The sequence below is a fragment of the Mumia sp. zg.B17 genome, from assembly GCF_019550915.1.
Lineage (GTDB): Bacteria > Actinomycetota > Actinomycetes > Propionibacteriales > Nocardioidaceae > Mumia.
In genome coordinates this window covers 244,134-262,490 of sequence record NZ_JAHWCI010000005.1, presented here as the reverse complement: position 1 = coordinate 262,490, position 18,357 = coordinate 244,134, and the positions used below count along the sequence as shown (strand labels likewise).

Below are 18,357 nucleotides of genomic sequence, written 5' to 3'. Positions count from 1 at the left end.
TCCAGCAGCCGCAATCCGTCTGGCACACTAGGGCGCGTGTCCAAGATCACATCAGGTGGCGCTGCCCCGCCCGCACTCCCGTACGCCGTCATCGGCGCCGGCCCGTCCGGCCTCGCGGCCACCCGGGCACTGACCAAGCGCGGCCTCGACGTCGTCGGGTACGAGCTCCATGACGACGTCGGCGGCCTGTGGGACATCGACGGGCCGCGCAGCACGATGTACGAGTCGGCGCACCTGATCTCCTCCAAGACCACGACCCAGTTCGCCGAGATGCCGATGGGCGACGAGGTCGCCGACTACCCGAGCCACCGTGAGCTCAAGCGCTACTTCCGCGCGTACGCCGACCGTTTCGGTCTCCGCGACCACTATCGCTTCGGCACGGAGGTGACCCGCGTCGAGCCGCACGCCGACGGGGGTTGGGTGGTCACGACCCGCGAGGTGTCGTCAGGTTCGACGAGCACCGACCGTGTCTCCGGAGTCGTCATCGCCAACGGCACCCTGTCCGAGCCGAACCTGCCCCAGCTCAAGGGCCAGTTCGACGGCGAGGTGTTCCACACCAGCGCGTACAAGAAGGCGACCACCTTCGCCGGCAAGCGCGTCCTCATCATCGGCGCCGGCAACTCGGGCTGCGACATCGCCGTCGACGCGGTGCACCACGCCGCATCGGTCGACATGAGCGTGCGGCGCGGCTACTACTTCGTGCCGAAGTATCTCTTCGGCAAGCCCGCGGACACGCTCAACCAGGGCAAGCCGCTCCCTCCTCGGGTCAAGCAAGCGATCGACACCCGCGTGCTCAAGCTCTTCACCGGTGACCCCGTCAAGCTCGGCTTCCCCAAGCCCGACTACAAGATCTACGAGTCGCACCCGATCGTGAACTCGCTGATCCTCCACCACCTCGGCCACGGCGACCTCAGCATCAAGCCCGATGTCGACCACGTGGACGGCTCGACGGTGCACTTCCGTGACGGCACGAGCCGCGACTACGACACGATCGTGCTCGCGACGGGCTACACGCTGCACTACCCGTTCATCGATCCGGCCCTGCTGCGCTGGAACGGCTGGTCGCCGCAGCTCTACCTCAACATCTTCACTCCCGAGCGCGACGACCTCTTCGTGATGGGCATGGTCGAGGCGTCGGGGCTCGGCTGGCAGGGCCGCTACGAGCAGGCCGAGCTGATCGCGTCGTACGTCGATGCTCGGCGGACACGCCCGGCCCAGGCGGAGGCGTTCGCCGCCAAGACCCGTGGCCCGCTGCCGGACCTGTCCGGCGGCTACCGTTACCTCGGCCTGGAGCGCATGAGCTACTACGTCAACAAGGACGCCTACCGTACGGCGGTCCGTGCCGCGATCGAGGAGCTCTCGTGACCGACCTCGTGTTCCTCGCCGCCGGCGACGTCGACGCGATCAGCATCTCGTTCAACGAGTCGTCGCTGACGCTGCTCAAGATCGTCATCGGCACGATCCTCTTCGGCATCGCCCTCGACACCCGGCTCGAGGACTTCCGTGCCGCCGCCCGCAAGCCCCTGGCGATGGGAGTCGCGATCGCCGGGCAATTCCTCCTGCTGCCCGCGATCACCTTCGCTCTCACGCTGCTGCTCAACGTCCGCGGGTCGATCGCGCTCGGCATGATCCTCGTGGCGTGCTGCCCTCCCGGCAACGTCTCGAACATCCTCACCCACCGCGCCCGCGGTGACGTCGCGCTCTCGGTCGCGATGACGTCGGTCGGCAACGTGCTGGCGATCTTCCTGATGCCGCTCAACTTCGCCTTCTGGGGCGGCCTCCACCCGACCGGCCAGAACTTCCTCACCGACATCGAGGTGAGCCCCTGGGACATGCTCAGCGAGGTCCTCCTCGTGATCGGCCTGCCGTTCGTCCTCGGGATCACGATCGCGCGGCTGTGGCCGCGGGTCGCCGCGCGTGCGCACGGCATCGTCAGCAAGGTCGCGTTCGTCGCGCTCGGCGCCATCATCCTGGTCGGCATCGCCAGCAACTGGGGCGTGTTCGTCGACTACATCGGCGTCGTCGTCATCGCCGTCTTCCTCCACGACGCCCTCGCGATGGCCCTCGGGTACGGCGTCGCTCGGGGTGCACGCCTGTCCGACCGGTCGACACGGGCGATGACGTTCGAGGTCGGCATCCGCAACGCCGGGCTCGGGCTGCTGCTGGTCTTCGAGTTCTTCGACGGGCTCGGGGGCATGGCGCTGGTCGCCGCCTGGTGGGGGATCTGGGACATCATCGCGGGTCTCGTGGTGGCGTCCCTGTGGGCGCGCAGACCCGTCCGCGAGGAGAAGGTCGAGGTGCCGGCATGAGTCGTCGCGTCCTCGTCACCGGTGGCTCGGGCTTCCTCGGCTCGTCCGTCGTCCCTGGTCTCGCGGCCGACCCCGGGGTCGCGCTCGTCGTGAGCGCCGACGTGCGGGAGCCGCGCGAGCGGGTCACGGGCGTCGAGTACGCGACGGTCGACGTCACCGACCCCGGCGCCGTGTCCGACGCGGTCTCCTCGTACGAGGTCGACACGATCGTCCATCTCGCCTCGATCGTGAACCCGCCCCCCGGCATGACCGACGACGTGGCCTACCGGGTCGACGTCGACGGCAGCCGCAACGTCCTCGACGCGGCCCTCACCCACGGCGTACGCCGGCTCGTCGTCTCCTCCAGCGGCGCGGCGTACGGCTACCACGACGACAATCCCGCGTGGATCACCGAGGATCAGCCCGTACGCGGCAACGACGCCTTCGCGTACAGCCGGCACAAGCGGCTCGTCGAGGAGATGCTGGCCGACGCCCGGCGCGACCACCCGGAGCTGCAGCAGACGGTGCTCCGCATCGGGACGATCCTGGGGGAGCGGGTCGACAACCAGATCACCGACCTGTTCCGCAAGAAGCGCCTCCTCAAGATCGCGGGGGCCGACTCACCCTTCGTGTTCGTCTGGGACACCGACCTCACCGCGATCGTCGTGCACGCCGTCACCGCCGACGTGACGGGCACCTTCAACGTCGCGGGCGACGGGGCGCTGACGATCGACGAGATCGCGGTGCGCCTCGGACGGGGCACGCTGGCGATCCCCGAGGTCGTGCTCCGCGGGGCGCTCACGGTCGCGAAGCCGCTGCGGTTGACGCAGTACGGCCCTGAGCAGACGAAGTTCCTCCAGTTCCGCCCGGTGCTCGACAACACACGGCTCAAGACGGTCTTCGGGTACGAGCCTGCCTACACGTCTGCGCAGGCGTTCGAGGCGTGGAGGGCCGCGCAGGGGCTGTGACGTCGCGGCCCACCCGGCACGGCGCCGCCGCTACAACGCAGCGACCGGCTCGACGACGGTGTCGACCAGCTCGCGGGCGAACCCCACCGGGTCGTCGTCGGACGGCGTCACGAACACTTCCTCGACGCCGATCTCGGCGTACGGGGCGAGAGAGTCCGTGAACGAGCCGTCGAGCGGCACCGAGCCGTTCCAGAGGATCGTCTTGCGGATCTCCTCGTACGGCCGCCCGACGTCGTCGCAGTGGCTGCGCAAAACGTCGAGCTTGTGCGCCACGCCGTCTGTCCCGTCGCCGGCCTGCGCGAAGAGGTTGCAGGCGTCGGCGTACTGCGCGACCAGCCGCAGCGTCTTGCGTTCGCCGCCTCCGCCGACCATGATCGGCACGGGTCCGAGCGGCTTCGGCTCGCACAGCGTCTCCGCGAGCTGGTAGTAGCGCCCCTCGTACGGGCCGTCGTCGTCGCCGAACATCTGCGTGACGATCTGCAGCGTCTCTTCGAGCCGCGCCAGCCGCTCACCCGCCGGCCACACGGGCACCCCGAGCCCGCGCTGCTCGCGCTCGTACCAGCCGGCGCCGATCCCGAGGGTCGCGCGGCCAGCGCTCAGCACGTCCAGCGACGCGACGATCTTGGCCAGAAGCCCGGGATGGCGGTACGGGACACCGGTGACGAGGACCTGGAGCCCGACCCGCTCCGTCCGTCCGGCGAGGAACCCGAGCGTCGTGTAGGCCTCGAGCATCGGGTCGCGCGGACCACCGGCGTAGCCCTCCATCTGGAAGAAGTGGTCCATCACCGACAGGGACCGCAGGCCGCCGGCGTCGGCGACCGCGCCCACCTCGGCGTACACCGGCGCGATCGCTGCCGCGCCACCGGGGACGTCGTAACGGGGGAGGTGGAGCGAGACATGCATGGCTAGACGCTACCCTGCGCGGTCCAGCTCATTAACGGTCTCGGGATCGAGGGTGAGCGCGGCTGCGGCCATGTTCTCCTCGAGGTGCGCGACCGACCCGGTGCCGGGGATGGGCAGCATCACCGGCGAGGTCTGGAGCAGCCACGCCAGCGCGACCTGGGCGGGTGTCGCGTCGTACCGCTCGGCCGCGTGGCCGACGGGTCCGTCCGGCCCGGCGAGCTCGCCCGCATCGACCGGTGCCCACGGGATGAACCCGATGCCGTGCTCGGTGCAGTAGGCCAGGACGTCGGCCGAGGAGCGGTCGACGAGGTTGTAGCGGTTCTGGACCGTGACGACGGGCACGTACGTCCGCGCCTCCTCGATGTCGGCCACCGTGACCTGCGACAGCCCGACCGCTCGGACCTTGCCGTCCTCGCGCAGCTGGGCCAGCGTCTCGAACTGCTCCTCGCGGGGCGTGCGCTCGTCGATCCGGTGCAGCTGGAAGAGGTCGATCACGTCGGTCCGGAGCCGACGCAGGCTCATCTCGACCTGCTGCCGGAGGTACTCACGACGGCCGACCGGCCACCACTCGTCCGGACCGGTGCGGACGAGGCCGGCCTTCGTGGCGATGGTCAGACCTTCTCCGTACGGCGCCAGCGCCTCGGCGATGATCGACTCGCTCACCTCGGGCCCGTACGAGTCGGCCGTGTCGATGAAGTCGACTCCCAGCTCGACGGCCCGCCGGAGCACCGCGCGCGCCGTCTCACGGTCGGCAGGCTCGCCCCAGATCCCCGGACCGGTGATGCGCATCGCGCCGAATCCCAGCCGGTTGACGGTGCCCACACCGTCGATGTCGAACGTGGTCGCGCTGGTGCCCTCAACGGTCATCGCTGTCGTCCTCCTCGAGGTCGGCGAGCGTGTCGTAGTACGCCCGACCTGCAGGGTAGTAGTCGGTCCAGACAGGCTCGGGCTCGTCGACGATCCTCGCTCCGAGGACTCCGAGCAGGTAGTCGCCGCGAGGGCCCTGCTCGCCGACGTCGGCCGGTGTGACGTCGTGGATCACCAGCTGCATGTCGGTCGTGCTGTCCTCGCGTGTGCGGAGGTAGGCGTCGACCACGGTGCCGGTGTCGAGGCGAACCGCGAGATGGTCGGGCTCGCTCTCGCCGATCACCGTCACCTCGATGTCGCCGAGCGGCTCAGGACCCGTCACCGCCGCCCAGGCGTCGTCTCGGTCGAGCGGCAGGATCCGGTTGTAGACGAGGTCGATATGCTTGTCGTGAGTGCGCATCCGGCCCGTCGGAAGGTGCTTCATCCCTCTAGCGTCGCAGGCACCGGACGCACGCACAGAACACCGGCGACTAGGTTGGAGGTGTCATGAGTCTCGCGCCCGCCACCACCTCCTACCTCGACCACGCAGCGACCACGCCGATGGTCCCCGAGGCGATCGCGGCGATGCAGGACGCCATGCTCGAGGGAGGCAACCCCTCCTCGCTCCACGGGTCCGGACGCCGGGCTCGGCGCCGGGTCGAGGAGGCGCGTGAGCTGATCGCCCAGCGGATCGGTGCCCGCCCCAGCGAGGTCGTGTTCCTGTCCGGAGGCACCGAGGCCGACAACCTCGCCGTCAAGGGCCTGTACTGGTCGCGCCACCGTTCCGACCCCGCCCGCCGCCGCGCGGTCGCGTCGGCGATCGAGCACCATGCCGTGCTCGACTCCCTGGCCTGGTTGGAGAAGTCCGAGGGGGCGGTCGTCGACCTCGTCGGCGTCGACGCGGTGGGCCGGGTCGACGTCGACGCCTTGCGCGCCACCCTCGAGCGTGACCCGAGCGACGTCGCGCTGATCAGCTGCATGTGGGCCAACAACGAGCTGGGCACGGTGCAGCCGATCCCCGAGATCGTGGCGCTCGCCCGCGAGCACGGCATCCCTGTGCACAGCGACGCGGTGCAGGCGCTCGCCCATCTCCCCGTCGACTTCGCCGCGAGCGGACTCGACGCGATGTCTCTCGCCTCGCACAAGGTCGGCGGCCCGACCGGCGTCGGCGCCCTGGTCGCCCGTCGCGAGCTGGAGGCGGTCCCGCTGGTACACGGCGGCGGACAGGAGCGCGACCTGCGGTCCGGCACGTTGAACACGGCGGCGATCGCCGCGTTCGCGGTCGCGGTCGACCTCGCCGTCACCCGCCGTGAGGACGAGTCCGCGCGGCTCGAGGCGCTGCGGCGGCGTCTCGTCGAAGGGTTGCGTCAGGCGGTCCCCGAGGCGGTCGTCAACGGCGACCCGGAGCCCGGTCCGCAGTCGCGTCTGCCGCACGTCGTCCATCTCACGTTCCCCGGCGCCGAAGGAGACTCGCTCCTCATGCTCCTCGACGCGGCCGGGATCGAGTGCTCGACCGGGTCGGCCTGCTCGGCCGGGGTGCCTCAGGCGAGCCACGTCCTGACCGCGATGGGTCTGGACGACCTCGCGGCGCGCGGGTCGTTGCGCTTCAGCATGGGGCACACCACGACCGCGGCCGACGTCGACCGGCTGCTCGCCACGCTCCCGGGGATCTACGAGCGCGCACGTGCTGCCTCGACGGCGGGGAGGCGCTGATGCGTGTCCTGGCCGCCATGTCCGGGGGAGTCGACTCGGCCGTCGCCGCAGCCCGCGCGAAGGACGCCGGCCACGACGTGACCGGCGTGCACCTGGCTCTCTCACGCAACCCGCAGTCGTACCGCACCGGAGCGCGCGGGTGCTGCTCGATCGAGGACAGCAACGACGCCCGCCGCGCCGCTGACGTGATCGGCATCCCGTTCTACGTGTGGGACATGAGCGAGGAGTTCCACGAGGAGGTCGTCGAGGACTTCATCGCCGAGTACGCCGCCGGCCGCACCCCGAACCCCTGCCTGCGATGCAACGAGAAGATCAAGTTCGCCGCCGTCCTCGACCGTGCTCTCGCCCTCGGCTTCGACGCCGTGGTGACCGGTCACTACGCGCGTCTCGAGACCGCGTCGGACGGCACGGTCGAGATGCACCGCGCCGTCGACCACGCCAAGGACCAGTCGTACGTGCTCGGCGTGCTCACCGCCGACCAGATCGCCCACTCGATGTTCCCCCTCGGCACCGACACCAAGGACGAGGTACGGCGGGAGGCGGAGCGCCGGGGCCTGCAGGTGGCGCACAAGCCGGACAGCCACGACATCTGCTTCGTCGCCGACGGCGACACGCCCGGCTGGCTGCACGACAAGCTCGGCACCCGTCCCGGTGTGGTCGTCGACGAGGGCGGCGAGGTCCTCCGCGAGCACGAAGGTTCCTTCGCCTTCACGATCGGTCAGCGTCGTGGGCTGCGGCTCGGCCGTCCCGCCGCGGATGGCAGGCCGCGCTTCGTCCTCGACATCGAGCCCGTCTCGGGCACGGTGACGGTCGGTCCCCGCGAGCACCTGGCGGTCGACGGTCTGATGGGCATCCGGCCGCTGTGGTGCGGGGCGCCGCCCGACGGCGAGCTCTCGTGCACGGTCCAGCTGCGCGCCCACGGCGACGAGCACCGCGCTTCCGTCCGTCTCGACGGCGACCGGCTGCACGTCGACCTGCACGACCCCGCCGACGGCATCGCCCCTGGGCAGGCGGTCGTCGTCTACGACGGCACGCGTGTGGTCGGGTCCGCGACGATCTCCGCCACCCGGCGGGTCGCCGGTGCGGTGCCGGTCCGATGAGCGTCGACGGAGGAGCCACAGGCATGCGCGCGACCGGTATCGGCTCGATGCCGGGGGAGGACTTCCGTGGCGTCGTCCGGTTCGTCCTGGAGACGCTCGACCTGCCGTTCCTGCCCGAGCTGCCGGCGCGCGGTGACGGGGCGGGGATGATCGGGCGGGCGGCCGGCCTCCTCGACGGTCTCGGTGCGGACCTCCAGCCGGCCGGCTGGCGTCTGACGGACCGTCCCGGCCTCGACCAGCGACGTGCCCGTTCGCTCCTGGCCCACGACCTCGACGTGCTCGAGGAGGAGGCGGACGGCTACGAGGGCGACCTCAAGGTCCAGGTCGCCGGACCGTGGACGCTGGCCGCGACGATGGAGCGTCCGCGGGGCGACCGCCTGCTGGCCGACCACGGAGCCCGCAGAGAGCTCGCCCAGTCGCTCGCGTCGGGTCTGGCCGCCCACGTCGAGGAGGTGCGTCGCCGCGTCCCCGCGGCCTCGATCGTCGTCCAGGTGGACGAGCCGGGCCTGCGTTCGGTGCTCGAGGGGCAGGTCCCGACCGCGAGCGGCGCCGGGAACCACCGGCGGGTGCACCCCCCGGAGGTGGACGCCGCGCTGCGCGAGGTCGCCGACGCGGCGCGTGGCGCGGGAGCGCGACCGGTGGTCCACACCTGTGCGCCCCGGGTGCCGCTGTCGCTGCTCGCAGGGGCCGGATTCGAGGCGATCTCCTTCGACCTCGGCCTGGTGAGCGGCGAGGAGCGCGACGCGTACGCCTCGGTGCTCGAGTCCGGGGTGGACCTGTGGCCAGGAGTTGCCGACGACGACGTGAGCGCGATGCGGCGTACGAGCGACCACTTCTTCAGCGGGCTCGGGTTCGGGGAGGAGGCGACCGTTCCACGGACCGTCCTGTCGCCGCCCTGCGGGCTCGCCGACGCGTCGCCGGACGACGCGCGCCGCGTTCTGCGCGGTGTCGCGGCCACGACAAAACTCTGATCTCGCTCCGAGTAGCGCCGTGACGTGGCTCACGTACGCTGCCTGGGAGCACACCACCCCTGGGGGGTCAGCATGAGCACATCTCGGAGCGCCATCGCACTCGCCGTCCTACCGACCGTCGCGGCCGGACTGGTCGTTCTTCCCGTGGTCACCTGGAACGAGACGGTGACCGTCGGCACGACGCCGGACCCGACCACGTACGCCCTCGCGGCGTACACCGCCGGCGCTGACGACGAGCCGAGCACCGATCCGCCGGTCGACGGGGCCCTCGCGCCCGACGGGAGTCCGGCACCGGACCCCACGCACGCCGTCGCGACCGCGGTCGACTCGCCCAAGCTGCCGACCGAGGACTTCCGCGTCGCGGGCGTCACGTGGGACCGGGGCTCGGTCGACGGCGAGGTGGTCACCTACGTCCGTACGCGCGAGACGAGCGGTTGGACGAAGTGGTACCGGCTCGACGACGCCACCGACGACGGCCCCGACCCGGGCTCCCGGGAGGCGGCGAAGGCACGCGGGGGCACCGCCCCGCTCATCGTCGGCGAGTCCGACGCCATCCAGGTCACCGTGGCCACGCCGGACGGATCGGTCCCCGACGACGTCCAGGTCGACCTGCTCGACCTCGGGACGACCACGACCACGCAGCAGGTCGAGCCCCTCGCGGCGGCGTCGGCGGCGACGCCGAGACCCTCGATCAAGTCGCGGGCGGCCTGGGGAGCCGACGAGCGCATCCGGGACCGCTCCGCGCCCGACTACGGGTCCGTCCAGGGCGCCGTCGTCCACCACACGGCCGGCTCCAACTCGTACTCGCGTGGCGAGGTGCCCGCCGTGATCCGGGCGATCTACGCCTACCACACCAAGGCGCTGAAGTGGCGGGACATCGGCTACAACGTGGTCGTCGACAAGTGGGGCCAGGCGTGGGAGGGACGCTGGGGTGGACTGGCGCGCAACGTCGTCGGCGCGCACGCGCTCAACAACAACTCGACGACGTTCGGGATCTCCGTCCTCGGCAACTTCGAGTCGGCCCAGGCGTCCTCGGCGGTGGTCGAGACGATCTCCCGCGTGATCGCGTGGAAGTTCTCCCTCAACCACGTGATCCCGACCGGCTACCGGACCTTCACCACCAACACCGGCAAGAAGGTCTCGCGCACCAAGATCGTCGGGCACCGTGACGTCGGCCAGACGGCGTGCCCGGGCCGCAACCTCTACTCCAAGATGGGCACGATCCGCACGCGGGTGGGCGCCTTGATGAAGAACACCGGGATCACCCCCACGATCACCGCGACCCCCGCGCCGACCGCCTACACCGTCGGTGGCAACCGGGTGGACGTCGCGATCACGGTGGCTGCCTCCGGGCGGGTCCCGACCGGCACCGTGCAGGTGGTCGACACCCAGCGCGGAGACGTGCTGGGGCAAGCGACGCTGGCGTCGGGCAAGGCCTCGATCAAGCTCCCCAAGCTCATGTACGCCGGTGCGCGACGTCTCGCGGTGATCTACAGCGGGGATGCGGCGGTCGCCTGGCGGCAGGCGGCGCCGTTCACGGTCAACGTCACGAAGGCAGCCACCACGACCGCTGCCACGTTCGACAAGACATCGGTGACGTCCGGCGACCAGGTCTCGGCCCGCGTCACGGTGGAGGGCGCCAATGTGGTGCCCCGCGGCACGGTCAGCATCCTCGCCGGCTCCACGCTCCTCGGCCGAGCGACCGTCTCCCGGGTGGGCGACCGGTACGCCGCGGCCGCGACGGTACGCCTGCGGCGCGACCTCCCCGGTGGCACCCACCGGCTCGTCGCCCGCTACGACGGCCACTACGCGATCTCGGGCTCCACGGCGCCCGCCGCGACCCTCCGGGTGGCGAAGGGCCGCTCCTCGCTGTCGCACGCCTGGGTCGGTGCCCCGCGCTGGCGGGCGCAGCCCGTGCTCCGGGTGCGGGCCTGGGCGAACGGGCAGACGCCGACGGGCACGGTCGTCGTCCGCGAGGGCGGGCGGGTCGTGGGCTCCCGGGCTCTGTCGCGCGGGGTCGCCGACGTGAGGCTCACCCCGAGCCGTACGAAGCGGCGCGCGTTCACGATCTCGTACGCCGGGTCGCGGAGTCTGAACGCCGCCCCGACCGCCCGCCGGACGGTGGCCGTGGCGAAGGCCAAGCTCAGGGTCACCCGCAAGCTCAGTGACCGGTCGGCGCGACGCGGCCAACGGGTCGTCCTGCGAGTGCGGGCGACGGCGCCGGGCTTCCGACGGGTCGTGGGCCGGGTGACGGTCTACCGCGGAGGCAGGGTGCTGCGGTCGGCTGCGATGACCAAGAAGCTCAGCGGGCGCGTCGTGCTGAAGATGCCGACCTCCCGTCGGGGCACGCAGAGGCTGCGGGTCGCGATCAGGCCGAAGGGCTACGTGCTCCCGTACCGGTCGAAGGCGTTCACGCTACGGGTGCGCTGACCTCCGGGCCAGGCCCGGTTCACCTCGTACGGCTGTCCGTGGGCAGCGGTAGATTGGCGTCCGTGCCGACCTCTGACGAACGCATCGAGAGCCCTCCGGACGAGGCCGCCGCGCGCTCGCGACATGCCGAGCTGAGCGAGAGCATCGAGCAGGCCCGCACCCGCTACTTCGTCGAGGACGCGCCGACCCTCTCCGACGCCGAGTACGACCAGCTGATGGTCGAGCTGCGCGAGCTGGAGGACGCGTTCCCGCAGCTGCGCACGCCCGACTCGCCGACACAGACGGTCGGCGGCGGCATCTCGACGGCGTTCTCGCCGGTCCGGCACCGGCGCCGGATGGAGAGTCTCGACAACTGCTTCTCGTTCGAGGAGCTGGCGGCCTGGGGGGCCCGCGTCGAGAAGGAGGCGGGCAAGGAGAGCGACTTCCTCGTCGAGCTCAAGGTCGACGGTCTCGCGATCAACCTGACCTACGAGGCCGGCCGTCTGACTCGGGCGGCGACTCGCGGTGACGGCACGGTCGGCGAGGACGTCACCGCCAACGTCCGCACGATCGACGGCATCCCGCACCGGCTGACCGCTTCCGACGAGCACCCGGTGCCGTCGTTGCTCGAGGTCCGGGGCGAGATCTTCTTCCCGACGCGGGCGTTCGAGGAGTTCAACGCGGCGTGGAGCGAGGCCGGCAACACGCCGTTCTCCAACCCGCGCAACGCCGCTGCCGGGTCGCTGCGCCAGAAGGACCCACGGGTCACCGCGAGCCGCCCGTTGCAGATGGTGTGCCACGGCATCGGTGACCGGGAGGGCTACGTGCCCGAGCGGCAGTCCGAGGCGTACGCCGCCCTCGCCGCCTGGGGCCTGCCGACGAGCGACCGGGTGCGTGTGCTGCCGACGATGGCTGAGGTCGAGGAGTTCATCACCTTCTACGGCGAGCACCGGCACGACGTCGAGCACGAGATCGACGGCATCGTGGTCAAGGTCGACCAGATCGCGCTGCAGCGGGCGCTCGGGTCGACGTCTCGTGCGCCTCGCTGGGCGATCGCGTTCAAATACCCGCCCGAGGAGGTCAACACCAGGCTCCTCGACATCCGCGTCAACGTCGGCCGCACCGGCCGCGTCACGCCGTACGGCGTCATGGAGCCCGTCTTGGTCTCGGGGTCGACGGTGGAGATGGCGACGCTGCACAACGCGTCCGAGGTCGAGCGCAAGGGCGTGCTCATCGGTGACACCGTCGTGCTCCGCAAGGCAGGCGACGTGATCCCCGAGATCGTCGGGCCTGTCCCCGCACTGCGCGACGGCAGCGAGCGTGCATTCGTGATGCCGACACAGTGTCCCTCGTGCGGCACCACGCTGGCGCCGTCCAAGGAGGGCGACGCCGACATCCGGTGCCCCAACACCCGCAGCTGCCCCGCGCAGCTGCGCGAGCGTCTCTTCCACGTGGGCAGCCGGGGCGCACTCGACATCGAGGTGCTGGGCTATGAGGCGGCGAGCGCGCTGCTCGACGCGGGTGTGCTGACCGACGAGGGCGGTCTGTTCTCCCTGGACGAGCAGCAGCTCCTCCGCGTCCCCTTGTTCACCCGAGCGGCCAAGAAGGCCGAGCGCGAGGCCGGGGCCGGAGACCGGGTGCTGTCGGCCAACGGACGCCGATTCCTGGACAACCTCGGCAACGCCAAGGAGCAACCTCTCTGGCGGGTCTTGGTCGCGCTCTCGATCAGGCACGTCGGCCCGACCGCCGCACGAGGGCTGGCCGCGGAGCTGGGGACGATGGACGCGATCCGCGACGCCGACTCGGCGACGCTGGCTGCCGTCGAGGGGGTCGGCCCCACCATCGCGGCATCGGTCGTGGAGTGGTTCGGGGTCGACTGGCACCGCGACATCGTCGATCAGTGGGCTGCTGCCGGTGTCCGGATGGCCGACGAGCGTGACGCGTCGATCGCCCGCACGCTGGAGGGCCTGACGCTCGTCGTGACCGGCTCCCTGCAAGGCTTCACGCGCGACGAGGCCCGCGAGGCGATCCTGACCCGAGGCGGCAAGGCGGCGGGGTCGGTCTCCAAGAAGACGAGCTTCGTCGTCGTCGGTGAGGCGGCCGGCACGAAGGCCACCAAGGCCGAGGAGCTCGGGGTGCCGCTGCTCGACGAGGCCGGGTTCGTCGACCTGCTGCGCGAGGGGCCGCCTGCGGCCGACGAGGCCCCGGCCGCAGACGCCTGATCGCCCGTCCTGAGGGCGGCGAGTCCTCGGCACGGACGGCCGCAGATCGGTCGTGACGGTCGTCGACCTCCGGCGTCGGCGACGAGATGTGGCTGGTCCACAATGGAGCGCACCCTTCCCCGGAGGACCGATGTCAAACCCGAACGGCCCGCAGCCGCCTGTCCCGCCTCAGAGCCCGTCTCCCGATGGCGAGCCTGCCCGCGGCGACCGACCGCAGGGTCCGCCACCAGGGTGGGCCTCGCCGCAGGGCCCTCCCGCGCAAGGCTCGGGTCCGCCTCAGGGACCTCCGCCCCGTCAGGGCCCGCCGGCGCAGGGTTGGGGTCCGCCTCAGAGCCCGCAGGGGGGTTGGGGTCCGCCGCAGGGACCTCCGCCTCATCAGGGCCCGCCGACGCAGGCCTGGGGCCCGCCGCAGGGTCCGCCGCCGCCGTACGGCCCGCCACCCGGGCAGAGCAGCTATCCGGCGCAGCCGGGCTACTCCTCACAGCCAGGTCAGGGCACCGCGCAGTGGGCCCCCGCGCCGCAGGGCGTCACGAGCAGCGGCAACCGTGGACGGACGATCGCGCTCGTCACCGGCGGCGTCGTCCTCGTCGTCGCACTCGTCGTGGCGATGGTCTTCGTGGGCGTGACCGTTCTCGGCGGTGACGACGACGCCAGCGGGTCGGCCAGCAAGCCCGAGAAGGTTGGGTCCTCGTCCGACGACTCGGGCGAGGGAAAGCCGATGAGCGAGGGCGCCGCCACTGCCCTGACGGCGGCGCTGGGCGAGCAGGACGGGTGGTCCTGCTACGCCTCGGTCCCGGGCTCGCTGATGCGGTGCCACTACTTCGTCGCCGCAAAGGAGCCGCAGCGGGCGATGTTGCGGATCGACCTCGCCGACGGTGCCGTCGACACCGTCAGTCTCCTCGCCTACCGGGTCGACGACCCGGCTTCGATCACCGAGGCCGTCGCCCGTCTGGTCGGTGACGCGTTGTTCGCGGGTCGCGGTGACGAGGTGGTCGCCGCGGTCCAGAACGAGGCGTCGCTGGGGCCTGAGGACCTGGGGACCGAGGCCTCGCTCAACGCCTACGGCGACGGCCTCCAGGTCCGCGCATCCGATGCTCCGGCGGTCCCGGCGAGCGGGCCGTCTCCGGCCACCACCACGGCGTTGACGCCGACTCTGGAGGCGCAGGGCTACACCTGCGAGCAGACCGACTTGGGCTCGCTCTCGTGCGGCAAGGAGAAGGGCGCGGCGACGATCCGCGTGATGGGGATGGATCAGAAGTCCTCGACCACGTCGACCACCTCGACCACCTGGAACCTCTCGGTCCGCAGCTCGTCGTACGACGCACCTCTCGACGAGAGGCAGGGCCGCACGGTCGTGGGTCAGGAGCTGGTCGCGCTCGGTCTCACCGACGAGTCCGGTGCCGCGTTCACAGGAGCGGCCGCGGCCCGTCAGGAGGGCGACTTCAAGAGCTACGTGCTGGGCTTCGACTCCTACGGCTCCAGCGCAGGCACCTACCTGTCGGTGATGGTGCGCCAGATCCGGTGAGCGCGGGCACCGGACCTCTCGGTCGACGCCCTAGGATGGATCGGTAATCCCCACCCACGCTCGAAGGGACTCTCCGTTGTCCGACGGGATCTCGCGCGCTGACGTCGCCCACCTGGCGAACCTCGCACGCATCGACCTCACCGACGCCGAGCTCGACCGTCTCACGCCTGAGCTGACGGTCATCCTCGAGTCGGTCGCCAAGGTCGCCGAGGTGGCGGCCGCCGACGTGCCGCCCACCTCTCACGCCGTGCCGCTCTCCAACGTCTTCCGCGAGGACGTCGTCACTCCGGGGCTCACACCCGAGCAGGCGCTCGCGGGTGCGCCGGCCGTGGAGCAGCAGCGATTCGCCGTCCCGAAGATCCTCGGGGAGGACGCATGAGCACCATCCGTCTGAGTGCGGCGGAGATCGCCGACAGGCTGGCCGCGGGCGAGGTCTCGTCCGCGGAGGTGACGCAGGACCACCTCGACCGGATCGCCGCCGTCGACGGCGACCTCAACGCGTTCCTGGCGCTCGACGCCGACGGTGCGCTGTCGACGGCACGCGACGTCGACGCCCGCCGCGCCGCGGGGGAGCGGCTGCACCCGCTCGCCGGCGTGCCGATCGCGGTCAAGGACGTCGTCGCCACTGCCGGCATCGCCACCACCGCGGGCTCCAGGATCCTGGAGGGTTGGGTCCCGCCGTACGACGCCTTCCTCGTACGCCGCCTCCGCGAGGCCGGGCTGCCGATCCTCGGCAAGACCAACATGGACGAGTTCGCGATGGGCAGCTCGACCGAGCACTCCGCGTACGGCCCCACCCGCAACCCCTGGGACCGTGACCGCATCCCCGGCGGTTCCGGAGGCGGCTCTGCGGCCGCCGTGGGCGCGTACGAGGCTCCGCTCGCGATCGGCACCGACACCGGTGGCTCGATCCGGCAGCCGGCCGCGGTCACCGGCACCGTGGGCGTCAAGCCGACCTACGGCGGCGTGTCCCGCTACGGGCTCATCGCACTGGCGTCGTCGCTCGACCAGGCCGGTCCCGTCACCCGCACCGTCCTGGACGCGGCGCTGCTGCACGAGCTGATCGGCGGGCACGACCCGCTCGACTCCACGAGCATCGATGCGCCCGTCCCGCCTGTGGTCGAGGCCGCTCGCCGCGCCGACGTGTCCGGGCTTCGGATCGGTGTCGTGCGCGAGCTCGGCGGAGAGGGCTACCAGGCGGGAGTCCGGGCCCGCTTCGACGAGGCCGTCGCGCTCCTCACCAAGGCGGGAGCCGAGATCGTCGAGGTCTCGTGCCCGAGCTTCGACTATGCGCTCTCGACGTACTACCTGATCCTGCCCGCTGAGGCCAGCAGCAACCTCGCCAAGTTCGACGCGATGCGCTATGGCCTGCGGGTCAGCCCGCAGGGCGTGCCCGACCCGAGCGCGGAGCAGGTGATGGCGGCCACCCGCGAGGCCGGCTTCGGTGACGAGGTGAAGCGCCGCATCATCATCGGCACCTACGCGCTCTCCAGCGGCTACTACGACGCCTACTACGGCTCCGCGCAGAAGGTCCGCACGCTCATCGCGCAGGACTTCGCCCGCGCCTTCGAGCAGGTCGACGTGCTCGTCTCCCCGACGTCGCCGACGACGGCGTTCCCGCTCGGGAGCAAGCTCGACGACCCGATGTCGATGTACCTGCAGGACGTCGCCACGATCCCGGCCAACCTTGCCGGCATCCCGGGCCTCTCGCTGCCGGTCGGCGTCACCGACGAGGACGGGCTGCCGGTCGGCATGCAGGTCCTCGCGCCTGCGATGGCCGACGACCGTCTGTACAACGTCGGAGCCGCGCTCGAGCGGCTGCTGCTCGAGCAGTGGGGAGCGCCGCTGCTGAGCCGCGCACCCGAGCTCGCCGCGACGCCCCAGGAGGAGAGCAAGTGACCGCCACCCATACGGAGCTGGTCCCGTTCGACCAGGCGCTCGAGACGTACGACCCGGTGATGGGGCTGGAGGTCCACGTCGAGCTCAACACCGCGTCCAAGATGTTCTGCGGTTGCTCGACGGTGTTCGGCGCCGAGCCCAACACCCAGGTGTGCCCGACGTGCCTGGGGCTCCCTGGGGCGCTCCCGGTCGTCAACGGCAAGGCGGTCGAGTCGGCCATCCGGATCGGGCTCGCGCTCAACTGCTCGATCGCCCCGTGGTCGCGGTTCGCACGCAAGAACTACTTCTACCCGGACATGCCCAAGAACTTCCAGACCTCGCAGTACGACGAGCCGATCTGCTTCGAGGGCTGGACCGAGGTGACGATCGAGACCGACGAGGGCCCTCAGGCTTTCCGTGTCGAGATCGAGCGCGCCCACATGGAGGAGGACACCGGCAAGTCGCTGCACGTCGGCGGCGCCACCGGGCGCATCCACGGTGCCGACTACTCGCTGGTCGACTACAACCGTGCGGGCATCCCCCTGATCGAGATCGTCACCAAGCCGATCGTCGGCACCGGCAAGTACGCCCCGCAGGTCGCGCGGGCGTACGTGGCGCACCTCCGTGAGCTCGTGAAGGCGCTCGGCGTCTCCGACGCACGCATGGAGCAGGGCTCGATGCGCTGCGACGTCAACCTGTCCTTGATGCCCAAGGGCGCCGACGTGCTCGGCACCCGGTCGGAGACCAAGAACGTCAACTCCCTGCGCTCGGTGGAGCGCGCGGTGCGCTACGAGGTCGAGCGCCACGCAGGCGTCCTGGACGCAGGTCAGAAGATCGTCCAGGAGACCCGGCACTGGCACGAGGACACCGGCGTCACCACGTCCGGTCGCGAGAAGTCCGACGCCGAGGACTACCGCTACTTCCCCGAGCCCGACCTGGTCCCGGTCGCCCCCTCGGAGGAGTGGATCGAAGAGCTCCGCGCGAGCCTGCCCGAGCCGCCGGCACAGCGCCGCGGGCGCCTGCAGGGGGAGTGGGGATACTCCGACCTCGAGATGCGCGACGTCGTGGGCGCGGGTGCGCTCGACCTCATCGAGGCGACCGTCGCCGCCGGCGCGACCCCGACGGCCGCCCGCAAGTGGTGGCTCGGTGAGCTGGCGCGTCGTGCGAACGACACGGGCACGCCGATCGACGGGCTCGGTGTCACCCCGGCGCACGTCGCCGAGGTGCAGGCGCTCGTCGACGCCAAGCGGATCAACGACAAGCTCGCACGCCAGGTCTTCGACGGCCTCGTCGCGGGCGAGGGCACGCCGGAGGAGATCGTGGTGGCGCGTGGACTCGAGGTCGTCTCGGACGACGGCGCGCTCACCGCGGCCGTCGACCGCGCGATCGAGGCCAACCCCGACGTCGCCGCCAAGATCCGTGACGGCAAGGTCGCGGCCGCGGGTGCGCTCATCGGTGCCGTCATGAAGGAGATGCGGGGTCAGGCGGACGCAGGCAGGGTCCGCGAGCTGATCCTCAGCAAGCTCGGCTGACG

Annotated in this window: 15 protein-coding genes; 12 read left to right on the top strand and 3 right to left on the bottom strand. The window is 71.3% G+C overall.

The features are described 5' to 3' along the window. The first annotated feature begins 36 nt into the window (after positions 1 to 36). Genes KV097_RS06870 through KV097_RS06860 form a run of 3 tightly spaced genes read left to right on the top strand, consistent with a single transcriptional unit; the run spans position 37 to position 3,256 of the window. A complete protein-coding gene (locus tag KV097_RS06870; protein WP_220365453.1) occupies positions 37 to 1,365 on the top strand; it encodes an NAD(P)/FAD-dependent oxidoreductase in 1,329 nt (442 codons plus the stop codon). Next, positions 1,362 to 2,309, top strand: a complete 948-nt coding sequence (locus KV097_RS06865) for a bile acid:sodium symporter family protein (protein WP_220365452.1) — start codon at positions 1,362 to 1,364, stop codon at positions 2,307 to 2,309. The genes KV097_RS06870 and KV097_RS06865 overlap by 4 nt, the downstream gene beginning before the upstream one ends. Further along, the gene (locus KV097_RS06860) at positions 2,306 to 3,256 is read left to right on the top strand and encodes an SDR family oxidoreductase (protein WP_220341162.1); all 951 of its coding nucleotides are present in this window, start codon (positions 2,306 to 2,308) and stop codon (positions 3,254 to 3,256) included. Before KV097_RS06865 ends, KV097_RS06860 begins: the two co-directional genes overlap by 4 nt. A gap of 30 nt (positions 3,257 to 3,286) precedes the next feature. On the opposite strand, the gene KV097_RS06855 is transcribed toward KV097_RS06860, so the two are convergent. From KV097_RS06855 to KV097_RS06845, 3 genes are read right to left on the bottom strand one after another with little or no spacing between them, the layout of a single operon-like run. Further along, the gene (locus KV097_RS06855; RefSeq protein ID WP_220365451.1) at positions 3,287 to 4,159 is read right to left on the bottom strand and encodes an LLM class F420-dependent oxidoreductase; all 873 of its coding nucleotides are present in this window, start codon (positions 4,157 to 4,159) and stop codon (positions 3,287 to 3,289) included. Between the two features lie 9 nt (positions 4,160 to 4,168). Next, entirely contained in the window at positions 4,169 to 5,026 is an 858-nt protein-coding gene (locus tag KV097_RS06850; protein WP_220365450.1) for an aldo/keto reductase, read from the bottom strand. Then, positions 5,016 to 5,450: a hypothetical protein gene (locus KV097_RS06845; protein ID WP_220341165.1), complete on the bottom strand. Its 435-nt coding sequence runs from the start codon at positions 5,448 to 5,450 to the stop codon at positions 5,016 to 5,018. The genes KV097_RS06850 and KV097_RS06845 overlap by 11 nt, the downstream gene beginning before the upstream one ends. Before the next feature lie 62 nt (positions 5,451 to 5,512). Here KV097_RS06845 and KV097_RS06840 point away from each other — a divergent pair, with 62 nt between their 5' ends. The 9 genes from KV097_RS06840 (at position 5,513) to gatB (ending at position 18,355) form a co-directional block, all read left to right on the top strand. After that, a complete protein-coding gene (locus KV097_RS06840; RefSeq protein WP_220365449.1) occupies positions 5,513 to 6,718 on the top strand; it encodes a cysteine desulfurase family protein in 1,206 nt (401 codons plus the stop codon). Next, entirely contained in the window at positions 6,718 to 7,818 is a 1,101-nt protein-coding gene (gene mnmA / locus KV097_RS06835) for a tRNA 2-thiouridine(34) synthase MnmA (protein ID WP_220365448.1), read from the top strand. Before KV097_RS06840 ends, mnmA begins: the two co-directional genes overlap by 1 nt. 23 nt (positions 7,819 to 7,841) lie before the next feature. After that, entirely contained in the window at positions 7,842 to 8,789 is a 948-nt protein-coding gene (locus KV097_RS06830) for a methionine synthase (protein ID WP_220365447.1), read from the top strand. A gap of 72 nt (positions 8,790 to 8,861) precedes the next feature. Beyond that, complete coding sequence (locus KV097_RS06825) at positions 8,862 to 11,219, top strand: Ig-like domain repeat protein (RefSeq protein WP_220365446.1); 2,358 nt, start codon at positions 8,862 to 8,864, stop codon at positions 11,217 to 11,219. 53 nt (positions 11,220 to 11,272) lie between these two features. After that, positions 11,273 to 13,420 (top strand): NAD-dependent DNA ligase LigA, encoded by a 2,148-nt coding sequence (gene ligA / locus KV097_RS06820; protein ID WP_220365622.1) that lies wholly within the window; start codon positions 11,273 to 11,275, stop codon positions 13,418 to 13,420. A gap of 601 nt (positions 13,421 to 14,021) precedes the next feature. Beyond that, positions 14,022 to 14,945 (top strand): hypothetical protein, encoded by a 924-nt coding sequence (locus KV097_RS06815; protein WP_220365445.1) that lies wholly within the window; start codon positions 14,022 to 14,024, stop codon positions 14,943 to 14,945. A 76-nt stretch (positions 14,946 to 15,021) separates the two neighbouring features. Beyond that, positions 15,022 to 15,324, top strand: coding sequence for an Asp-tRNA(Asn)/Glu-tRNA(Gln) amidotransferase subunit GatC (gatC, locus tag KV097_RS06810; RefSeq protein ID WP_220341171.1), 303 nt, complete (start codon positions 15,022 to 15,024; stop codon positions 15,322 to 15,324). Continuing rightward, on the top strand, positions 15,321 to 16,844 hold the full coding sequence (gene gatA / locus KV097_RS06805; RefSeq protein ID WP_220365444.1) for an Asp-tRNA(Asn)/Glu-tRNA(Gln) amidotransferase subunit GatA: 1,524 nt from the start codon (positions 15,321 to 15,323) through the stop codon (positions 16,842 to 16,844). Before gatC ends, gatA begins: the two co-directional genes overlap by 4 nt. Continuing rightward, positions 16,841 to 18,355, top strand: coding sequence for an Asp-tRNA(Asn)/Glu-tRNA(Gln) amidotransferase subunit GatB (gatB, locus tag KV097_RS06800; protein WP_220365443.1), 1,515 nt, complete (start codon positions 16,841 to 16,843; stop codon positions 18,353 to 18,355). The genes gatA and gatB overlap by 4 nt, the downstream gene beginning before the upstream one ends. The last annotated feature ends 2 nt before the right edge of the window (positions 18,356 to 18,357 follow it).